General features: G+C 63.0%; 17 protein-coding genes and 2 pseudogenes. 6 read left to right on the forward strand and 13 right to left on the reverse strand.

Translation table 11 applies throughout. The annotated features are described in order from the left end of the window. Positions 1-160: 160 nt before the first annotated feature. The 6 genes from AC0Z2B_RS16435 to AC0Z2B_RS16460 form a co-directional block, all read right to left on the reverse strand. Entirely contained in the window at positions 161-2,494 is a 2,334-nt protein-coding gene (locus AC0Z2B_RS16435) for a TonB-dependent receptor (RefSeq protein ID WP_476298042.1), read from the reverse strand. A gap of 136 nt (positions 2,495-2,630) precedes the next feature. After that, the gene (locus AC0Z2B_RS16440) at positions 2,631-3,956 is read right to left on the reverse strand and encodes an LLM class flavin-dependent oxidoreductase (protein WP_476298044.1); all 1,326 of its coding nucleotides are present in this window, start codon (positions 3,954-3,956) and stop codon (positions 2,631-2,633) included. Beyond that, positions 3,953-4,690: an ABC transporter ATP-binding protein gene (locus AC0Z2B_RS16445; protein WP_476298046.1), complete on the reverse strand. Its 738-nt coding sequence runs from the start codon at positions 4,688-4,690 to the stop codon at positions 3,953-3,955. The genes AC0Z2B_RS16440 and AC0Z2B_RS16445 overlap by 4 nt, the downstream gene beginning before the upstream one ends. After that, the gene (locus AC0Z2B_RS16450) at positions 4,687-5,496 is read right to left on the reverse strand and encodes an ABC transporter permease (protein ID WP_475503367.1); all 810 of its coding nucleotides are present in this window, start codon (positions 5,494-5,496) and stop codon (positions 4,687-4,689) included. The genes AC0Z2B_RS16445 and AC0Z2B_RS16450 overlap by 4 nt, the downstream gene beginning before the upstream one ends. Continuing rightward, complete coding sequence (locus AC0Z2B_RS16455) at positions 5,486-6,475, reverse strand: ABC transporter substrate-binding protein (RefSeq protein WP_475503368.1); 990 nt, start codon at positions 6,473-6,475, stop codon at positions 5,486-5,488. The genes AC0Z2B_RS16450 and AC0Z2B_RS16455 overlap by 11 nt, the downstream gene beginning before the upstream one ends. Positions 6,476-6,671: 196 nt before the next feature. After that, positions 6,672-7,607: a LysR family transcriptional regulator gene (locus AC0Z2B_RS16460; RefSeq protein ID WP_475503369.1), complete on the reverse strand. Its 936-nt coding sequence runs from the start codon at positions 7,605-7,607 to the stop codon at positions 6,672-6,674. Positions 7,608-8,190: 583 nt separating this feature from the next. On the opposite strand from AC0Z2B_RS16460, the pseudogene AC0Z2B_RS16465 reads away from it, so the two are divergent. From AC0Z2B_RS16465 to AC0Z2B_RS16475, 3 genes and pseudogenes are all read left to right on the forward strand, one after another. Beyond that, a pseudogene (locus AC0Z2B_RS16465) lies at positions 8,191-9,147 on the forward strand (conjugative transfer ATPase); the annotation flags it as partial. 20 nt (positions 9,148-9,167) lie between these two features. After that, positions 9,168-9,722, forward strand: a complete 555-nt coding sequence (locus AC0Z2B_RS16470) for a LysR family transcriptional regulator (RefSeq protein WP_476298049.1) — start codon at positions 9,168-9,170, stop codon at positions 9,720-9,722. 14 nt (positions 9,723-9,736) lie between these two features. After that, positions 9,737-10,132, forward strand: a complete 396-nt coding sequence (locus tag AC0Z2B_RS16475; RefSeq protein ID WP_476298051.1) for a LysR substrate-binding domain-containing protein — start codon at positions 9,737-9,739, stop codon at positions 10,130-10,132. Between the two features lie 157 nt (positions 10,133-10,289). Here the strand turns inward: AC0Z2B_RS16475 and AC0Z2B_RS16480 are convergent, their stop codons facing one another. From AC0Z2B_RS16480 to AC0Z2B_RS16510, 7 genes and pseudogenes are all read right to left on the reverse strand, one after another. Continuing rightward, positions 10,290-11,288 (reverse strand): ABC transporter permease, encoded by a 999-nt coding sequence (locus AC0Z2B_RS16480; RefSeq protein ID WP_476298053.1) that lies wholly within the window; start codon positions 11,286-11,288, stop codon positions 10,290-10,292. Positions 11,289-11,318: 30 nt separating this feature from the next. Further along, positions 11,319-11,900 carry an ATP-binding cassette domain-containing protein gene (locus AC0Z2B_RS16485; RefSeq protein ID WP_476298055.1) on the reverse strand — a complete coding sequence of 194 codons (582 nt, stop codon included), beginning with the start codon at positions 11,898-11,900 and terminating at the stop codon, positions 11,319-11,321. Positions 11,901-12,358: 458 nt separating this feature from the next. Further along, positions 12,359-12,931, reverse strand: a pseudogene (locus AC0Z2B_RS16490) (ATP-binding cassette domain-containing protein); the annotation flags it as partial. Then, a complete protein-coding gene (locus tag AC0Z2B_RS16495; RefSeq protein ID WP_476298057.1) occupies positions 12,910-13,998 on the reverse strand; it encodes a sugar ABC transporter substrate-binding protein in 1,089 nt (362 codons plus the stop codon). The pseudogene AC0Z2B_RS16490 and the gene AC0Z2B_RS16495, both read right to left, overlap by 22 nt. A 178-nt stretch (positions 13,999-14,176) precedes the next feature. Continuing rightward, a complete protein-coding gene (gene rpiA, locus AC0Z2B_RS16500) occupies positions 14,177-14,887 on the reverse strand; it encodes a ribose 5-phosphate isomerase A (RefSeq protein WP_476298059.1) in 711 nt (236 codons plus the stop codon). Positions 14,888-14,932: 45 nt separating this feature from the next. After that, positions 14,933-15,067, reverse strand: coding sequence for a hypothetical protein (locus AC0Z2B_RS16505; protein ID WP_476298061.1), 135 nt, complete (start codon positions 15,065-15,067; stop codon positions 14,933-14,935). Positions 15,068-15,099: 32 nt separating this feature from the next. Next, positions 15,100-15,441 carry an SIS domain-containing protein gene (locus AC0Z2B_RS16510; protein ID WP_476298063.1) on the reverse strand — a complete coding sequence of 114 codons (342 nt, stop codon included), beginning with the start codon at positions 15,439-15,441 and terminating at the stop codon, positions 15,100-15,102. A gap of 225 nt (positions 15,442-15,666) precedes the next feature. Between AC0Z2B_RS16510 and AC0Z2B_RS16515 the strand changes: the two genes are divergently transcribed. The 3 genes from AC0Z2B_RS16515 (at position 15,667) to prpC (ending at position 18,537) form a co-directional block, all read left to right on the forward strand. Then, on the forward strand, positions 15,667-16,371 hold the full coding sequence (locus AC0Z2B_RS16515) for a GntR family transcriptional regulator (protein ID WP_476298064.1): 705 nt from the start codon (positions 15,667-15,669) through the stop codon (positions 16,369-16,371). Positions 16,372-16,374: 3 nt separating this feature from the next. Next, positions 16,375-17,265 carry a methylisocitrate lyase gene (prpB, locus tag AC0Z2B_RS16520; RefSeq protein ID WP_416424666.1) on the forward strand — a complete coding sequence of 297 codons (891 nt, stop codon included), beginning with the start codon at positions 16,375-16,377 and terminating at the stop codon, positions 17,263-17,265. 144 nt (positions 17,266-17,409) lie between these two features. Continuing rightward, positions 17,410-18,537 carry a bifunctional 2-methylcitrate synthase/citrate synthase gene (gene prpC, locus AC0Z2B_RS16525; protein ID WP_476298066.1) on the forward strand — a complete coding sequence of 376 codons (1,128 nt, stop codon included), beginning with the start codon at positions 17,410-17,412 and terminating at the stop codon, positions 18,535-18,537. Positions 18,538-18,623 lie beyond the last annotated feature (86 nt).

The following is an 18,623-nucleotide window of genomic DNA, read 5'->3' on the forward strand; positions in this document are numbered from 1 at the left end:
TGATCATGGAGCGTTTGGGCACCAGCACGGGAACGCTCAGCGACGCATGGCCCATCGGGCAATCGCGGCGCAATCACCCCTATCCCGAAAGCCCCAAGACGGCACGATGAGGGTAACGTCAGCTCATCCTTCCCGGAAAAAACCGCAAACGGTAATCAACTCAGAAGTCGTACCGCACTGTCAGCCCTGCCGTCCTCGGGCTGCCGATCGACCCGCTGTAGGCTCCATTGGACACGGCCGATGCCGTCAGGTAGTAAATTTTGTCGGTCAAGTTGCGGACCCACAGCGACACCTCGGCCTGGCCGTCGCCCACATTGAAGCGTACTCCAGTGGACGCGTTGACCAGGCCGTAGGCGTCGATCTTCGACAGCGCCGAATTGTCCAGGGTGCCTTCTGCCGCAGAGCGGTAGCTGTACGACAGGTTGGCGTAAGGCTGCAGGCCGTTCGCTAGGTTCCACTGATAATGCCCGCTGGCATTGGCGATCCATTTCGATGCCCCAACCACGGCTTGCCCCGACAGGTCGCAGGTGGCTGCTGCGTTGACGGTACTGACCTCGCCGGGGCATGGCGCGTTTTTGAACGACAGGTAGGTGGTGTCGTTGTAAGAGCCGTTGAGGTTCAGGGTCAGGCCGCGCACCGGCAGCCAGGTCAGGTCCAGTTCGGCGCCGCGCGAACGCACGGTACCGGCGTTGGCCAGCACGGTGACGGGCGTCGCCGAAGTGGCGGTGATGACCCGGGTAGAGGCCTGGTAGCCGTTGACGCCCATCCAGAACAGGTTGGCGTTTACCAGCAGGCTGCGGTCGAACCAGGTGCTCTTGAAGCCCACTTCCGCGTCGTTGAGGCGCTCGGGGCCGATCACCAGGCTGTCGGTACCCATACCGCTGGACGGCACCGCCAGGTTAATGCCCCCGGACTTCTCGCCATGGGCCAGCGAGGCATACGTCATCAGGTTGGCGGTGAGGTGATAACTCAGGCTCAGCAAGCCGGAGGGCGACGCGCTGTGCAGGCCGAATTCGCCGGACTGATACGCGCCCATCTGCGCTAGGCGACTGGCTTGCAGCGCGGTGCTGAGCGTTGCACCGCCGGTAGGGTCAAAGCGATGCACGTCGGCGTTTTTTTCCTCATAAGTGCCGCGGATGCCCGCTGTCAGATCCAGGCGATCGGTGAGGTGCCAGTTGCCCTGGGCGAAAAGTGCATAGCTGTCGGTGGTGACTTTGCCATTGGTCTGGGTGCTGACATTGTTATAGATGTCGCGGTTGACGCCGGTCAAAAACACATCGGCGTCGGGGCCATAATCGGCAAAGTTGCGATTGCCGGTGTCTTGCCGGTACAGGTAGGCGCCCAGCACGTAGTCAAAGGTTTCGCCCACGGGCGAGGCCAAGCGGATTTCCTGGGAATACTGGCGAGTGGTGACTTCGGTGCCGCTGTCCAGAATCGCCGGCTGATCAGTTAGGTCAGCGTCGTTGTGCGGCAGGAAGTGCCAATAGCGGTAGGCGGTTATGGAGGTCAGGCGATAACCGCCGTCCAGATTCCAGTTGGCCTCCAGCGAGCTGCCGCCCTGGAACACCGCCAGCGACTGCGGCGAGTCGATGCTCACTTTGCCGTCGCGAGCGTAGTCGGGGTTGGCGCCGATAAGGGTGGCGCGCTGGCGGAAGCGGTCGGAGGCGCCGTACAGGGTCAGGACGCCGTTGGTGGACTTTTCCTGGTTGTAGTCGGTGATCCAGCGCAGACTGAAATCATCATTGGGCTGGAACAACAGTTGCCCGCGCAGGCCTTCGCGCTCACCGCCATTGAAGCTGCGGCCATCGTGTTCGTTGTCCACGTAACCGTCGTCGCGGGTGCGGTAAAACGACAGCCGCCCGGCCAGGGTGTCGGTCAGCGGGCCCGACACCGTGCCCTTGGTTTGCGCGTAGCCGTATTCGCCGCCGCTCACCTCCAGGCTGCGCTCTGGGGTAAAGGTGGGTGCGCGGGTGCTGATGTTAAGCACCCCGGCGGTGGTGTTCTTGCCGAACAGCGTGCCTTGCGGGCCGCGCAACAGCTCAATCTGGTCCAGGTCGAGCAGGTCGAAGCTGGCCATGCCGGGGCGCGACAGGTAGACGTTGTCGATGTACAGCCCAGTGCTGCCCTCCAGCCCCTCACCCACCTGGTTGTTGCCGATGCCGCGCACGGCGATGTTGGACACCCGGGACTGGCTGTAGGCAATGTTGACGCTGGGCAGCGCCTGTTGCAGGTCCTGCAGGCGATACAGACGCTGGTTCTCCAGGGCCTGGCCGCTGAGGGTGGTCATGGGTGTGGGAATGTCTTGGGCGTTTTCTTCGCGGCGGCGGGCGCTGACCGTGACGGTTTCCAGGTGGGCATCGGCCTGGGCCGTGGCATCGCTTGTGGCCTGGGTGTCGGCCCATGCCGGCAGTTGAACCAGGGCCAGCAGCAAGGCAGCACCGGGGCGACGCGCAAATGGTGCGGCAAAACGTGGATTGACCTTCAAACGAAACATCCTTTGCGCCCAACGGCGCTATCGGGAATGGACAGGGGCTGGCCGAATGCCGGGCAGCCGAAATCACTTTCCCTGGGCGAGGGTCAAGCGCGGTGGAAGCGCCCGTGAAGCAGGCCACGGGCAGCCTGTGCGGTGGCTAGCCGAAGAACCGACTGGCCGGCCTGGCCAGGCCGTAGCGCTGGCGCAGGGTGTGTTGCTGGTAAGCGGTGCGGAACAATCCGCGCTGTTGCAGCAACGGAATGACTTCGTCGATGAAGGTTGCCAGCATCGCCGGCATGATCGGCGGCATCAGATTGAAGCCATCGGCAGCGCCGTTCTGGAACCATGTCTGCATGGCGTCGGCGATCTGTTCGGGGGTACCGGCCAGGGTGTAGTGGCCGCGGGCACCGGCCAGTTGCGTCAACAACTGGCGCAGGGTGGGCCGCTGGCTGCGCACCAGCTCCACCACGACCCGCGCGCGGCTTTGCGCGGCCTGCACGCCGTCGGGGTTGGGCAGGTCGTCGACGCTCATTGGCAGGTCCAGGGGCAGGCGTGAAAAGTCATGGCCGCCGAAGCGCGCCGACAAGCGCGCCAGGCCGGTCTCCAGCGCAGTCAGGGCGTTGAGCTCTTCCAGCAATTGCCCGGCCTGCCGGTCGCTTTCGGCGACAACCGCGCTTAGGCCTGGCAGCACCAGCAGTTCGCTGGACTGGCGCCCGGCCTCGAGCACCTGCTGCTTGAGCGAGCGGTAGAAGGCCTGGGCCGCCGGCAAATCGGGCTGGGCGGTGAACACTGCTTCGGCATGCTGAGCAGCAAAGCGTTGACCGTCCGCCGATGAGCCCGCCTGGAGCAGCACCGGATGACGCTGCGGCGAGGCCGGAATGTTCAGGGGCCCGCGTACCTGGAAATGTGCACCGCGATGATTCAGCGCGGCAATCCGCTCAGGCTGCAGATACTGCCCTGTGCTGCGGTCATCCAGCACGGCGTCGTCGGCCCAGGTGTCCCACAGCCCTTTCACCACCTCCATGAACTCGAAGGCGCGGGCATAGCGTTCGGCGTGCGCTGGCTGACGGTCGTGGCCGAAATTGGCCTCCACGCCGTTGATCCACGAGGTCACAATGTTCCAGCCGATGCGGCCTCGGGACAGGTGGTCCAGCGCGGCGAACTGCCTGGCCAGGTTGAATGGCTCCATGTAGGTGGTCGACGCCGTGCCGATCAGGCCGATATGGCGGGTGGTCGCACTGAGCGCCGCCAGCAGGGTGATCGGCTCCAGGGGCGTGATGGGTGAATGGCCCTGGGTATCGCCCATCGCCAGCACGTCGGCGAGAAACAGCGAATCGAGCAAACCCTTCTCCGCCAGAGCCGCCAGGGCCTGGTAGTGTTCAATGTCGGTGAGCGCCGTGGACGGCGCCAACGGGTGCCGCCAGGCACCCTCGTGATGGCCGCGGCCGAAGACAAACAGGTTCAAATGCAGTTGACGGTTCATGGTTGGACTACCTGAAGGGAAGCTTCATCGACGCCCAGGCTTTGCAGCAGCGCGTCACGGCACAGAGCAAGCTGGGGGTGGGCGGTACTGCGGGGGTGGGCCAGCGTCACTGGGATGTCCTGGACGATGCGCCCGCCATCGAGCACCACCACGCGATCGGCCAGCAGTAACGCCTCATCGATGTCGTGGGTGACCATCAGCACGGTCTGTTGCTGGCGCTGTACCACTTGGCGCAGCAGGACCTGCATCTTCAGGCGGGTCAGCGCATCCAGCGCGCCAAAGGGCTCATCGGCCAGCAACAGGCGGGGCCTGCGCACCAATGACCTGGCCAGCGCCACACGCTGTTGCTCGCCGCCGGACAACTCGCCCGGCCAGGCGCCTTCGCGGCCTGCCAGGCCGACCGTGGCCAGTGCCTGGCGCCCTGCCAGGGCGGCATCCTTGCCCGGCAAACCCAGGGTGACGTTGGCCAAAACACTCTCCCAGGGCAGCAAACGCGAATCCTGGAACAGCACGGCCCTAGGCGTGGGCGCGGCGATGCTGCCCTGCCCTTGCACGTCGGCGTCCAGACCGGCAAGGGCGCGCAGCAAGGTGCTTTTGCCCGAGCCGCTGCGGCCCAGGATGGCGACGAACTGGCCGGCCGGAATCTGCAGGTTCAACTGGTCCAGCACCCGGCGTGTACCGAAGGCACGGGTCAAGCGGTCGATGCTGACCGGCAATGGCGTGAATGCGGTCATGAGCCGATCACCTTGCGGTAGCGCAACACACGGTGCTCCACCGCTCGCACCAGCCGGTCAGACACCAGACCCAGCACCATGTACGTCACCAGCCCGACGACGATCACATCGGTCTGGCCGTAGTCGCGGGCACGGTTCATCAAATAGCCGATACCTTGGGTGGTGTTGATCTGCTCCAGCACCACCAGGGCGCCCCAGCAAATCGTCACGGCAAAGCGCAGGCCGACGAAAAATCCCGGCAGCGCGCCGGGTACCGCCACCTTGCGGATGAAGGTCCAGCGGTCCAGGTCCAGGGTGTGCGCCAGCTCAACGTAGCGCAGGTCGATACCCTTGAGCGCCGCATGGGTGCCCAGGTAAACCGGCAGGCAGACGCCGCCGGCGATCAGGGTGATTTTCATGCCGTCGCCAATGCCCAGCCACAGAATGGCCAAGGGGATCAGCGACAGCGTGGGGATAGCGCGCTTGATCTGTACCACGCCATCGATCAACGCATCGCCGAGGCGCGTCAGGCCTGCTACCAGCGCCAGTACCAGGCCCAAGGCGACGCCAATGGCCAGCCCGGACAGCGCACGCCGGGCCGAGGCCAGCAACTGCGGCCACAGCACGCCATCGGCCAGCAGGCGGAAGCCGGTACTCAGGGCCGTGGACGGGGGCGCCAGCACCTTGGGCGACAGCCAGCCCAGCTGGGCGGCCAGCTCCCAGGCCACCAGTAACAGGCAGGGGCCCAACAGCGAGGCGCTTTTGCCAAGGGGTGCCGGCACCAGCCGACGTGGCCGGTGAATGGCCTGTGCGCGGTCAACGGCCATGCACTGCCTCCTGCTGTTCAGCTTCGCGGGCAAACTCCAGATCAAATTCGTCGCCAGCCTGCAGGTGCATCGGCAAATCGCCTGCTGCCTCAATCAGGTCGATCACCGCCTGCTGCGTGGGGATCAACTCGGCCAGCGTCGGCACGGTAAGGTTGCCTTGGGACTCGACGATGCGCTGGGCATCTGCAGGGTCCAATTGCTGGCGCTTGACGTAGTACGCCTGGGCCCAGGCCTGGGGGTGATCCTGGGCCCATTGGTTGGCCGCGATCCACCCGCGCCGCAGTTGCAGCAAGGCCTGGCGCTTGGCCTGATCCTTGAGTGCCGCGTCGCTGGCGTACAGGTAGTTGATGTCGCTGGGTAGCCCTTTAAGCTGCTGCTCCGGGACAAATCGCGCCAGGTGGTCGGCACCCGTGCCCACATAACGGCTGAAGTGCGGTTCGATCAGTGGCGCTACATCCACCTGGCCACTGCGCAAGGCATCGGGAAAGTCACTGACGCGCAGTGGCACCAGTTGCACATCCTGGGGCTTGAGCCCAGCTTTGCGCAGCGCAGCCAGTACGAAAGTCTGTCGTGCAGTGCCTTCGGCGTAGGCGATTTTCAGCCCTTTGAGGGCCTCCAGGCGCGGTACTTCAAGCCCTTCGCGAACCGCCAGCTCATAGGCCGGACGATCGTGACTGACTGCGGCAATGATGCGCACCGCCTCGCCCGCGGCCTGAGCTTGGACAGGGGGGGTGCTACCCGCAATACCGACATCGATTACACCGGCGCGGAAGGCTTCGAGTATCGCCGGGCCACCGGCGAAATTGGCGTAGCTGAGCGGTAGCGGCTGTGGCTGGGTTGCACCCCAGGTTTCGAGCAAGGCCTGGGTAGCCTCGTTCTGGTCGGCCAGGGTCAGCAATGGCGCTGCCTGGGCGGCGGGACACGCAAGCGCCAGCAGCAGCGCGACGGTGGCCGGCCATAAGGGAAGTCGAAGGTACATCGGTGCGCTCCTGCTCCAGACCGCCCACGGCAGGGCGGTCGAAGAAAACATCAGGGGCAAATCCAGCGTAGGGTATTGTCCGCAGCCCTGCCGGGTAGCAGGTAGGTGCACTCTAGCGATCAGCACCGCTTATGTGAAATTCGAATAACTACTAAACCAATAACCATAAAAAATTATATAGGGGATAACCAAATCGTTATGCCATCCCGTACGCCGCCTCCCGCGCGCACTCCACCACTACGCGCACCGCCGAGGTGGCCTCGGTGCGCGTATGGAACATCCACACCGAGGGCAGAAAGCGCGCACCGGGCAACGCCAGCACGGCAAACTCTGCGGTAATTTCCGGTGCCAACGCTGCGCCCAGGCTCATCATGCCCAGCCGCGTGCCCCCCGCCAGCATTGAACGGTACACCTCCCTGGACGTGGTACGCACGCTGCCGGGCCCTTGGGTCAGGCGATTTTCCTGCATCCAGGTGTTCAAGGCCTCAAAGGCCGGCGACTCGGTGGGCGGCAGTACCCAGGGCTGATGATCGAGGTCTTGGGGGACAAGGTGTTCTTTTAGGGCCAAGGGATGGCTGCGGCTGCAGATAATCACCAGTGGGTCTTCATACAGCAATTCCCCCGCCACGGTTGGGTCAGCGAACTGCGGTGGCACGGCACGGCTGAACAATACATGCAAGGTGCGGTTGACCAGTGAGGTGTACAGCTTGTCGCTGGTCTCGCTGAGCAGGTTGATCGACACCCCTGGCGCGCGCTCCTGCAGCAGCGTCAGCAGCGGCGTAGCCAGGCTCTGCATTACGCTAGGCACCGCGCCGATGGTGATCTCGCCGCGCAGACCGGCCGACATGCTGCCCAGCTCTTGCCGGGCTTGTTCCAGCTGGAACATGATTTCCCGCGCCCGGGCCAGCAGAATCTGGCCGGCCTCGGTGAGCACCAGTCCGTTGCTGACCCGGCGTACCACGTCTAGACCCAGCCCTTCCTCAAGCTCTGCCAACTGGCGGGACACTGCCGGTTGGGTGACGCCCAGCTTCTGTGCTACCAGGCGCACCTGCCCCCACTGGCCTAGCATGACCAGCACGCGCAGGTGATGAAGTTTGAGGCCACGGCTGAAAAAACGGTCGAGTAAATCCATGCTCATTTCCAAATTACCGCATCTACGACAGGACGCTTCGCTGCGATTGCCCAGGTGTGCTTGCCGCACATCCAGCGATGCAGGCGCCGATCCCGGGTCCAGCCAGTAGGATCAACGTTTTTGGCTTGGAGAGCTACTGTAGAAATCCGCCAATGGACCAGCGCCTGGACCAAGCTGCTGCTGGATTCTAGCCAGCATTCTACCAGTACTGCCCCGCCTGCCTCTGGGGGCAGCTTTGCCGCATCGACCCTGCCATCATCGGCACCACTGACCTGATCGCCAGCCTGCTCCCCATATAGGTGAAAACCTGGCCAACTGGACAGCGGCAACCGCTGGCTGTGTAACCTTATGGTTGAATTGTTCAAGACTCATCGGTGAATACCCCCAATGCGTCGCAGGTGTTGCACGCATACAGGGGAGCTGAGGAAGCGTGCTACGTAGCGCGGGATAGGCAAAGCGAAGACTTTGGTTTTGCTAAAGAGTGTTCAGACACACCTAAAGTGAGATGACGGTCGTGGACCCGGATAGCCTGTGATCAAGTTCCACTGACATCCATAAATTCGTTATAAAACAATAATTTAGTTGGGTGCGCAGCGTCGGCACCAGCAATCCAGGCATCACATTCTTCAACCGCGGCGGGGCTCCGCTGTCCTTCGACCCGCTGTCGCGCTTTGACCGGTCCATGAACGGCCATCTGTTGTTGTTTGGGCCCACCGGTGCGGGTAAGTCGGCCACTTTGGTCTCGATTTTGATGCAGGTCATGGCCATCTACCGGCCGAGGCTTTTCATCGTCGAAGCCGGCAACTCGTTTGGCCTGCAAGGCGACTGTTTCGCCACCCTAGGACTATCGGTCAACAAGGTCCAACTCAAGCCAGGCAGCGGGTTGAGCCTGGCGCCATTCGCCGACGCACGGCGGCTGGTCGAACGCCCCGACTAGATGGCGACCCTGGCCACCGATGACCTCGACGACAGCAGCCCGGACAACGAAGAGCAACGTGATGTCCTGGGCGAGCTGGAGATTACTGCACGATTGATGATCACCGGCGGCGAAGCCAAGGAAGAAGCGCGACTGACTCGCGCGGACCGCAGCCTGATCCGGGAATGCATCCTCGATGCCGCCAAGGCGTGCGCGGATGCCCAGCTGCAGGTTATGACCCAGGACGTGCGGGATGCGCTACTGCGGGTGGCCAGTGATGCGCATCTGCCCGACAAGCGCCGCGAACGCGCCCAGGAGATGGCCGAGTCCATCGACCTGTTCTGCCAGGGCTTCGAGGGCACGCTGTTTGACCGGACCGGCACGCCATGGCCCGAGAGTAACGTCACCATCGTAGATCTTGCGACCTATGCCCGCGAGGGGTATGAGGCGCAGATGTCGATTAGCTACATCAGCCTGATGAACACCGTGAACAACCTGGCCGAACGCGATCAATACCTGGGGCGGCCAGTGATCATGGTGACGGACGAAGGACACATCATCACTAAGAACCCCTTGTGGGCGCCGTTCGTGGTCAAGGGCACGAAGATGTGGCGCAAGCTGGGGCTCCCTGAACAAGGCCTCCCATGGCCCTCACCGAGGTCCCCCTGCGCGACCTGCACCTGTTCTGCCTGGTGGTGCGAAACAGCGGTTTCCAGGCCGCTGCCCAGGCCTGCGGCACCACCCAGACCTCCATCAGCAAACGCATCATGCAGCTGGAAACCGCCTTGGGCGTTAAGCTGCTGCACTGCACCACGGGCACGGTACGGGTGTCGGAGGCCGGTATTGCGGTGTACCAATGGGCCCAGCACATGCCTGACCAAGCACAGGCCTTGCAGGACGACCTGGCCGGTGCCCGCGCGCTGCCCAGCGGGCCGCTGCGCGTCAGTTCCAGCCAGCGTCTGGGGCGACGGCACATCGCCCCGATCATCAGTGCCTTGCAACAGGCCAACCCAGCGTTGTCAGTGTGGCTGGAACTGATGGACCGGCGGGTGGACCTGGTCGCCGAAGGCTTCGACATCGACATACGCGTGGGTGAAGTGGAAGAAGCCGGCCTGATCCCCCACCATATCGCCAGCACCCCGCGCATCCTGTGCGCCACCTGGACACCCACGGCAACCCGCGCACGCCTCAAGACCTGACGTAGCATGACTGCATGGTATTCCGTGACCGCGACGCGCCGTTTGGCACCTGGAAACTCAAAGGCCCGCAGCGCTGGGAGACAGTGACCGTCACCGGCAGCCTGGCGTCCAACGACAGCGACGTGGCGCTGCGCTGGTGCCTGGAGGGCCGCGGGATCGTGATGATGGCGGACTGGAACGTGGATCAGGAACTGGCCGATGGCCGCCCGGTGCGGGTATTGCCCAAGTGGAGCCAGCCGGCTGATGTGTGGGCGGTGACGGTGGCGCGCAGCGATCAGTCGGCGAAGGTGCGGGTGTGTATCGAGTATTTGAAGCGCGAGTTGGCGGTAGGAGAGTATGCGTTGATACCCCCTGACGATCTAAAGCCTGGCTTAGGGTCAGCGCGGTCTGGCGGCAGCGGGCAAATGTAATCCGCCTGCTGCCGCGCAATCCGTCAATCCCCATGTCATCGACGACCGCCCTCTACCCCTGCGCGCCGCTGGCGTGGTACTGAAACGCACTATGCCATCGGGAGGGGTAGCGAGGCCAACCCCTCACGTCAAACCGTAAAGCTGAAAAAATAGCTTCTCAACCTATATAACGAACCCGGAAAGCGTCGATGGCCACGGCGATGAATATCATTACTCCACCCACCATACCGACGTAGAAAGACGGCACGTTGACTACGGCCAGGCCGATCTGGATCACCGTGAGCAACAGCACGCCACCCAGCACGCCCCGGGTATTCCCGCGACCACCAAACACGCTGACGCCACCAATGATCGGTGCGGCGATGGCGTACAACAGGTAACTGGAACCCTGGTTTGAGGTTATCGCTCCCTGCCACGAAGCCAGCAGGAAGCCAGCCAGCGCTGCCAGGAAACCGGAAAGGGTGTAAGTAATGACCTTGACCCTTGCCACTCGAATGCCCGCGCAGACCGACGCCGCTGGGTTGCCGCCAACGGCGTACACCGAGCGGCCCAGGACAGTACGCCTCAACACAACGCCAACGGCAGCCAGCGCGACCACGAAGACCAGTGGCATCAACGGCCAGCCCTCAACGCCAGCTTGGCCGATCCACAGGTAGCCATCGGCAAAATCAGTCAACGTCTTGCCTTGGGTCAGGGCCAGCAGGGTGCCCTGCAGAATGATCATCATGGCCAGTGTCTCGATCAACGACACCATTTTCAGGCGGGTGATGCATAGCCCGTTGAAGAAACCGATCAACGTGCCCACGGCCAAGCCGGCGGCCACTGCAATTGGCCAGGCCAGGCCCAGTTCCGAATAGGCAAGCGCGCCTACGGCCGCGCTGAAGCCCGCGTTGGCGGGGATCGACAGATCTACTTCGGCCACCAGCAACGGCAACGCCACCGCCAGGCCAAGCGTGCCCAACACAGTGGCCTGCACCATCACGTTCTGCAGGTTCAACAGGCTGAAAAAAAACGGGTTGAACAAGCCAAACATAGCCACAAGCGCTATCAGCCAGATCCACACCACGTTGTGCAATACCCATCGCGTGACTGCCTGACGATTGACTTTGCCTACGACTGGCATAAGCACCTGACCAGCCTGGGTCGTATTTTCCATTGAGATATCCTCGTTTGTTATTGTCGGGTATCAGCCCATCACCGCCGCGCGCAGACGCTCGACACTGATGGCCTCGCCAGTGAGGCTCTGCTTGATGCTGCCATTGTCGAATACGCATATACGGTCCACCGCGCGTACCAACTCATCTGTGTCAGTGGACACTATGATCACCGCCACGCCGGTGTCGCTGAGCGCCTCGATGAGGCGCAGCACTTCCTGTTTTACGCCAATGTCGATACCTCGGGTCGGCTCGTCGACAATCAGCAGGCGCGGCGCGGTAGCAAGGATTCGCCCCAGGCAGACCTTCTGCTGGTTTCCGCCACTGAGCGTATCCACGGGATAATCGGGATTGGGCGCCTTCACCCCCATCTTCTCGAAATAATGCGCGACCACAGCGCGCTCCGCCGCTTGGTTGATGCAACCGTAACGGGTGCGGGCGTTCATCGAGGACAGGGCGATATTAGCGGCAATGGACAAGTGTCCGACTGCACCGTCACGCCGGCGGTCGTCGGACAGGTACGCGATGCCGGCATCGAAGGCAGCGCGCGGCGTACGCGGCAGACGTTGCAGGCGCTGCCTTGCGAGTGCGATCTGCCCGCTGGCTGGCAGCAAGCCAAAAAAATGGCGCGTGCAGCTTCCTTGGCGCCAGCGCCGGGCAAGCCGGTGAACCCCACCACTTCGCCCGGCGCGATGTCCAGGCTCTCCAAGGCCAGGCAGTGGCCGCGCAAATCACGCAGCCTGACGCCGGGTTGAGCAGTATCGAAGGTTCGCCGGCTGCGCTGGAACAGGTCGACGCCGCGCCCCATCACCAATTGTGTCAATTGCTGGGAGGTCAGCGCCGAGACATCGTCGCAGGCGCCCGCCAGCCGCCCATCGCGCAGAACCGTCACGCTGTCGCATATCTCGAGGATTTCGTCGTTGTAGTGGGAGATGAACACGAACGTGACCTGGTCGCGCTGCAAGGTGCGCATGAAGTCGAACAGCTGGCGACGGTCGCCGACGGTGAGCGCCGCCGTCGGCTCATCGAGAATGATAACCTTGCCGCCGGAGAACATTGCCCGCAAAATATTGAGCTTACGCCTGGCCACTGCGTCCAGTCGCCCGGCCAACATGCCCGGCTCGATACCCGACCCTGCGAGCATGCGCGTGGAATCCGCCGTAAGCTGCCGGTTGTCGATGAAGCCATGCCTGCTCGGCCAGATACCCAGCATGAGGTTCTCGGCGGCGGTCATGGTGTCAATGATCATGGGCTCCTGGGTGACCAGGAACACCCCAGCCTGCTCCATACCCCTGACGTCGACGCCCGTCATTTCCACCCCATCAAGCACCACCCGCCCGGACGAGGCCCGCACCTGCCCGGGAATGATGCCGACCAAGGTGGACTTGCCGGCGCCATTCTCGCCAAGCAGCCCATGGATAGAGCCGCGCCGTATCAGCCTGGTAACGCCTCGCAGGGCATGGACCGCACCATAATGCCTGGCGACGTTCTCCACGCGCAGAATCATGTCATCGACCATTGGTGGTTGCTGCTGTTGCTGTACGTTCATCCGCCCACTCCCCTTCACATTATCGAAGCCGCAGGTCCAGGCGCGCCTGCGCCAAGTACGGTACAGGCGTGCCGTCAGCTGTAGGCGATGCCCCATTGCTGCTCTGCCACGGCGCCCCACTGCCTGGGATCACGGGCGTTGGCGGCATCGATGACGAACGCGGGTATGACCAGGGTCGGCCCGGCCTTGCCGGAAGTGATGTTGGCTGACTCCCACACATACTTGGTGTTGCGGTAGGCACCTAGCGGAACGGCTTCGCCGACCAGTGAGTGGCGGGTAATCAGTTCGACCGCGATTTCACCGTAGGCCACCGGGTCCTGCGAGACACAGGCGTCCAGGTAGCCGTCCTGAATCCACTTCAGCGCAATCGGTTCAGCGTCAATGGTGACAAAGATTACATGGCCGTCTTCACCCACCTTTTTCCAGCGACCTTTCTGCTGCAAGGCCGTGACGATTCCTCGCGCCGGCGAGTCGGAGGGTGCATGCACTGCATCCAGTTCCGGGAATTCGGACAGGGTCGACAAGGTCACGGCCAGCATGTTTTGCAACTGGCCTTCGGTGGGGCGCGCCAGGTACTTGATGTCGGGGAAGCGGGAGAACACCGACTCCATGCCTTCCTTGCGCAACCGCCAAGCCACTGATGCCAGCGAACCGTAGCAATTGAGCACAGTACCCCGCGGGCTGCCGTACTTGGCCACTAGGCGATTGACGATCTGCTCGGCGGCCATCACTCCACCTTGGAAATTGTCGAAGCTGACGGTAATCGCGACCTCGCCACCATCGGCGGGCGTGTCGATGATGCCCACGGGGATCTTCTGCCGATTGTAGCGACGGATAGCCGAGACGATCGCCTGGCTGTCGATGGGGTCGCAAATCACCGCCGAGGGGCGGGACAACATCAGGCTTTGCCACTGTTCCAGTTGGCGGGTGTTGTCGAAATTGGCATTGGTAGCCTGGAAAATACCGGCTTGGGCCTGCACGGCGCGCTTGACTGCCTCTTCCTGAATCACGAAAAAGTAGTAGTCCAGGCTTTTGTTGGAATACGGTATCGCCAGGCGGCTTTGCGCCAGCACCGAATTGCCGAACATGGCGCCCAGCCCTACTACCACACTCCCCGCCAGGAACCTGCGACGGGTAACGCCATCAATCGTTATTTTTGTCATGGCATTCACTCCAACTTGCTGTTTCAAATCAAATAATTACTGTCCTGTTAGCACGGATGGCACACGCCGGCGGGCAACCTGAAGGCAAGCTTCCTCACTACAGGCAAAAGGCTTCCCCCGTCTTTGCACGATTCATTGATCAGTACTGCCCACCCGATGCGTCGCGGGAGTGGTGGTTTCAACGCAGGCGCACGAACGAAGTACCGTCGAAGCAACCCACTACCATGCCTGCGGCCTCACGGGTGAACAGGCCGTTTTCGACAACGCCCGGAATGCGGTTGAGCTCGATCTCAAGCGGCACCGGCTGATCGATGACCGGCCCGCAATGGCAGTCAAGGATAAAATGGCCGCTATCGGTCACCACGGGCTGGCCGGCCCGTGGCCGCCGTACAATCGTCACCGCGGCAATGCCCTGTTCCCGCAGCACCTTGGCCACCTGGCGCTGGGTCTGCTGCCAGCCGAACTGCAGTACCTCGACCGGGAGCGGGAACCGCCCCAGGCAGTCGACGATCTTGCTTTCATCGCAAACGCAGATCATGCGGCGGGATGCATGGGCAATGATTTTCTCCCACAACAGGCAGGCACCGCCGCCCTTTATCATGTTGTAGTGCCGGTCGATCTCGTCCGGCCCATCCACTGTCAGGTCGATCTCATCCAGTTCGTTGGGGTCGCACACCGCGATGCCCATCTCTCGCGCCACCTCCATGGTGGCGCGAGAGGTGGCCGTGCAGGTCAGGCGCAGCCCCTGCGCCACGTGCCTGCCCAATTCACGGACAAAAAAGTGTGAAGTGGTGCCCGACCCCAGTCCGAGAGTCATGCCGTCCTGCACGAAATCCTCGATGACCCGGCGCGCCGCCGTCTTCTTTGCTTCGTTCTGCTGATTGTCCATCAACCGCTCCTGTGTGCGCGCAACCCTGGCGCGCGTTGTTGGTGTTCAGATCTTCTCGGTCTGCCATGAGTCCAGCGCCGTCAACTGGTCTGGAAATTGGCTGCCGCTGGCAACTGCAATGGCTGCCACCAGCATGTTGGTCACCAGGTGGTGGTTGAGCCGAGAGGACAAGGGCGTCATCAACTCCGTGTGCTCATAAGGCCGCACCGCAATCAGCAGGTCGCAGGCGAGCGCCACCGGCCGTCATCCGCGGTCACGGCAACCACCCGCGCCCCCCCCGCCTTCGCCGCGTTGGCTACTTCGACCAACTGCCGGGTATGGCCGGACTGGGAAAAAACCAGTGCCACTTCGCCGTCCCTGGCACCCTTGGCGTGCATGTCCTGACGCTTGGCTCCCACCAAGGCCTGGCAGCGCAGGCCCAGGCGCTGAAACTTGTGCTCGGTGTCCAGTGCGTTAACCTCGGACATCCCGGCGGCATAGATGCCCACCCAGCTCGCTGCCTGCAGGCACGCCGCCGCCAGCGCAACCTGGCTGGGCACCAGGTCCTCGGCCAACCGAGCGGGCTTGCCAGCTCCCTCACCAAAAACTGTCGTCTCTACCGGCATCCAACGTGCACCGCAGGGTTTGAGGCCGTCATCGAGTTGATGCGCGAGCCAATCGATTCATGACCGCGAGCTTGATACATCCCCAATACTGTCGACAATCTGATTTAAGAACTTGACAAAAACGAGTTATCTACGCTAAAAAACATCTATACGATTACCAATGTGTAGACAGTCATGGCAGCTTCTCCTCATATTGATGTACCTGCTGAGCTCTCCGAGACCCTGTCCGAAAACGTCTTCCGGCGCATCCAGGCCGCCATCGTCAAGGGCGACATCGCCCCCGGCAGCAAGATCTCCGAGCCGGAGCTGGCGCGCACCTACGGCATCAGCCGCGGGCCGCTGCGCGAGGCCATCCACCGCCTGGAAGGCCAGCGCCTGCTGGTGCGCATTCCCCACGTGGGTGCACGGGTGGTGTCGCTCAGCCATGCCGAGCTGATCGAGCTGTACGAAATTCGCGAATCGCTGGAAGGCATGGCCTGCCGCCTGGCCGCCGAGCGCATGACCGAAGCCGAGATCGAGGAACTGCGCCAGGTGCTGCACACCCACGAGCGTGACGCAGCCTTCCAGGCCGGCGTGGGCTATTACCAGCAGGAAGGCGACTTCGACTTCCACTACCGCATCATCCAGGGCAGCGGCAACCGCACCCTGGTGCAGATGCTCTGTGGCGAGCTGTACCAACTGGTACGCATGTACCGCATCCAGTTCTCGGCCACGCCCAACCGCCCGCGCCAGGCGTTTGCCGAGCACCACCGCATTCTGGATGCCATCGCCGACCGCGATGGCGAATTGGCCGAATTGCTGATGCGCCGGCACATCGGGGCATCGCGCCGCAATATCGAGCGTCACTACCCGGACGCTTCCACCCAGCCTGAGAGGTGAGTCATGAACAATAAGAACAGTCCCGGCCAACGCTTCCGCGACGCCGTGGCCAGCGAACATCCGCTGCAAGTGGTGGGCGCCATCAACGCCAACCATGCGCTGCTGGCCAAGCGCGCCGGCTTCAAGGCTATTTACCTGTCCGGCGGCGGCGTGGCAGCGGGCTCCCTGGGCCTGCCGGACCTGGGCATCAGCGGCCTGGACGACGTGCTCACCGACGTGCGCCGCATCACCGACGTCTGCGACCTGCCGCTGCTGGTGGACGTCGACACCGGCTTCGGTTCCTCGGCGTTCAACGTGGCGCGCACGGTCAAGTCGATGATCAAGTTCGGCGCCGCCGCCATCCACATCGAAGACCAGGTGGGCGCCAAGCGCTGCGGCCACCGGCCGAACAAGGAAATCGTCAGCCAGCAGGAAATGGTCGACCGCATCAAGGCGGCCGTGGATGCCCGCACCGACGACAGCTTCGTGATCATGGCGCGCACCGACGCCTTGGCCGTGGAAGGCCTGGACGCCGCCCTTGAACGTGCCGAAGCCTGCATCGAGGCCGGCGCCGACATGATCTTCCCCGAGGCCATCACCGAACTGGCCATGTACAAGCAATTCGCCGACCGCGTGCGCGCGCCGATCCTGGCCAACATCACCGAGTTTGGCGCCACGCCGCTCTACACCACCGAGCAGCTGGCGTCGGTGGACGTGTCGCTGGTGCTGTACCCGCTGTCGGCGTTCCGCGCCATGAACAAGGCCGCCGAGAACGTCTACGGCGCCATTCGCCGCGACGGCACGCAGCAAAATGTCATCGACACCATGCAGACTCGCATGGAGCTGTACGACGCCATCGACTACCACGTGTTCGAGCAGAAGCTGGACGCCCTGTTTGCCCAAAAGAAAGGCTGAAGCATACCCGTAGCCGCTGCCGCCAGGCTGCGCTGGCCGGTGTGAACCCTGAGTATCTCGAGTGAACCACAGGGCCAGCGCAGCCTGCGGCAGCGGCTACAAAACCGTGTAATCCGAAGAATAAATTCAAGAATGGAGACAACCATGGCCGAAGCAAAAGTATTGAGTGGTGCCGGCCTGCGTGGCCAGGTGGCCGGGCAGACCGCCCTGTCCACCGTGGGCCAGGCCGGCGCCGGCCTGACCTACCGTGGCTATGACGTGCGCGAACTGGCCGAGCACGCCACCTTCGAGGAAGTGGCCTACCTGCTGCTGTACGGCGAGCTGCCCAACCACCAGGACCTGGACCACTACCAGCACAAGCTCAGCACCCTGCGCGACCTGCCCAAGGCGCTGAAGGAAGTGCTGGAACGCATCCCCGCCAACGCCCACCCCATGGACGTGATGCGCACCGGCTGCTCGTTCCTGGGCAACCTGGAACCGGAAAAGACCTTCGCCCAGCAGCACGACGCCACCGACCGCCTGCTGGCGGCCTTCCCGGCGATCATGTGCTATTGGTACCGCTTCAGCCACCACGGGGTGCGCATCAACTGCACCAGTGACGAACCGGACGTGGCCGGGCACTTCCTGCACCTGCTGCACGGCAAGGCGCCCAGCGAGCTGCACCGCAAGGTCATGAACGTGTCGCTGATCCTCTACGCCGAGCACGAATTCAACGCTTCGACCTTCACCGCGCGAGTGTGTGCTTCGACCCTGTCGGACCTGCATTCCTGCGTGACCGCCGCCATCGGCAGCCTGCGCGGCCCACTGCACGGCGGCGCCAACGAGGCGGCCATGGCCATGATCGAGAAGTTCAAGAACCCCGAGGAAGCCGTACGTGGCACCCTTAGCATGCTGGAGCGCAAGGACAAGATCATGGGCTTCGGCCATGCCATCTACAAGGACAGCGACCCGCGCAACGAAGTGATCAAGGGCTGGTCGCAAAAGCTGGCGGCCGAAGTGGGCGACACGGTGATCTACCCGGTGTCCGAAGCCATCGACAAGACCATGTGGGAACAGAAGAAACTGTTCCCCAACGCCGACTTCTACCACGCCTCGGCGTACCACTTCATGGGCATTCCCACCGAACTGTTCACGCCGATTTTCGTCTGTTCGCGGCTGACCGGCTGGGCGGCGCATGTGTTCGAGCAGCGTGCCAATAACCGCATTATTCGGCCCAGCGCCGAGTATGTGGGCGTGGAACAGCGCAAGTACGTGCCAATAGAGCACCGATAACGCAAAACCAGGGGTGCAAACACCGACCGTAGGAGCCGGCCTTGGCCGCGATGGGGCCCGCAATATCGCCATCGCGGCCAAGGCCG

Source organism: Pseudomonas sp. GYB4201, assembly GCF_056312595.1.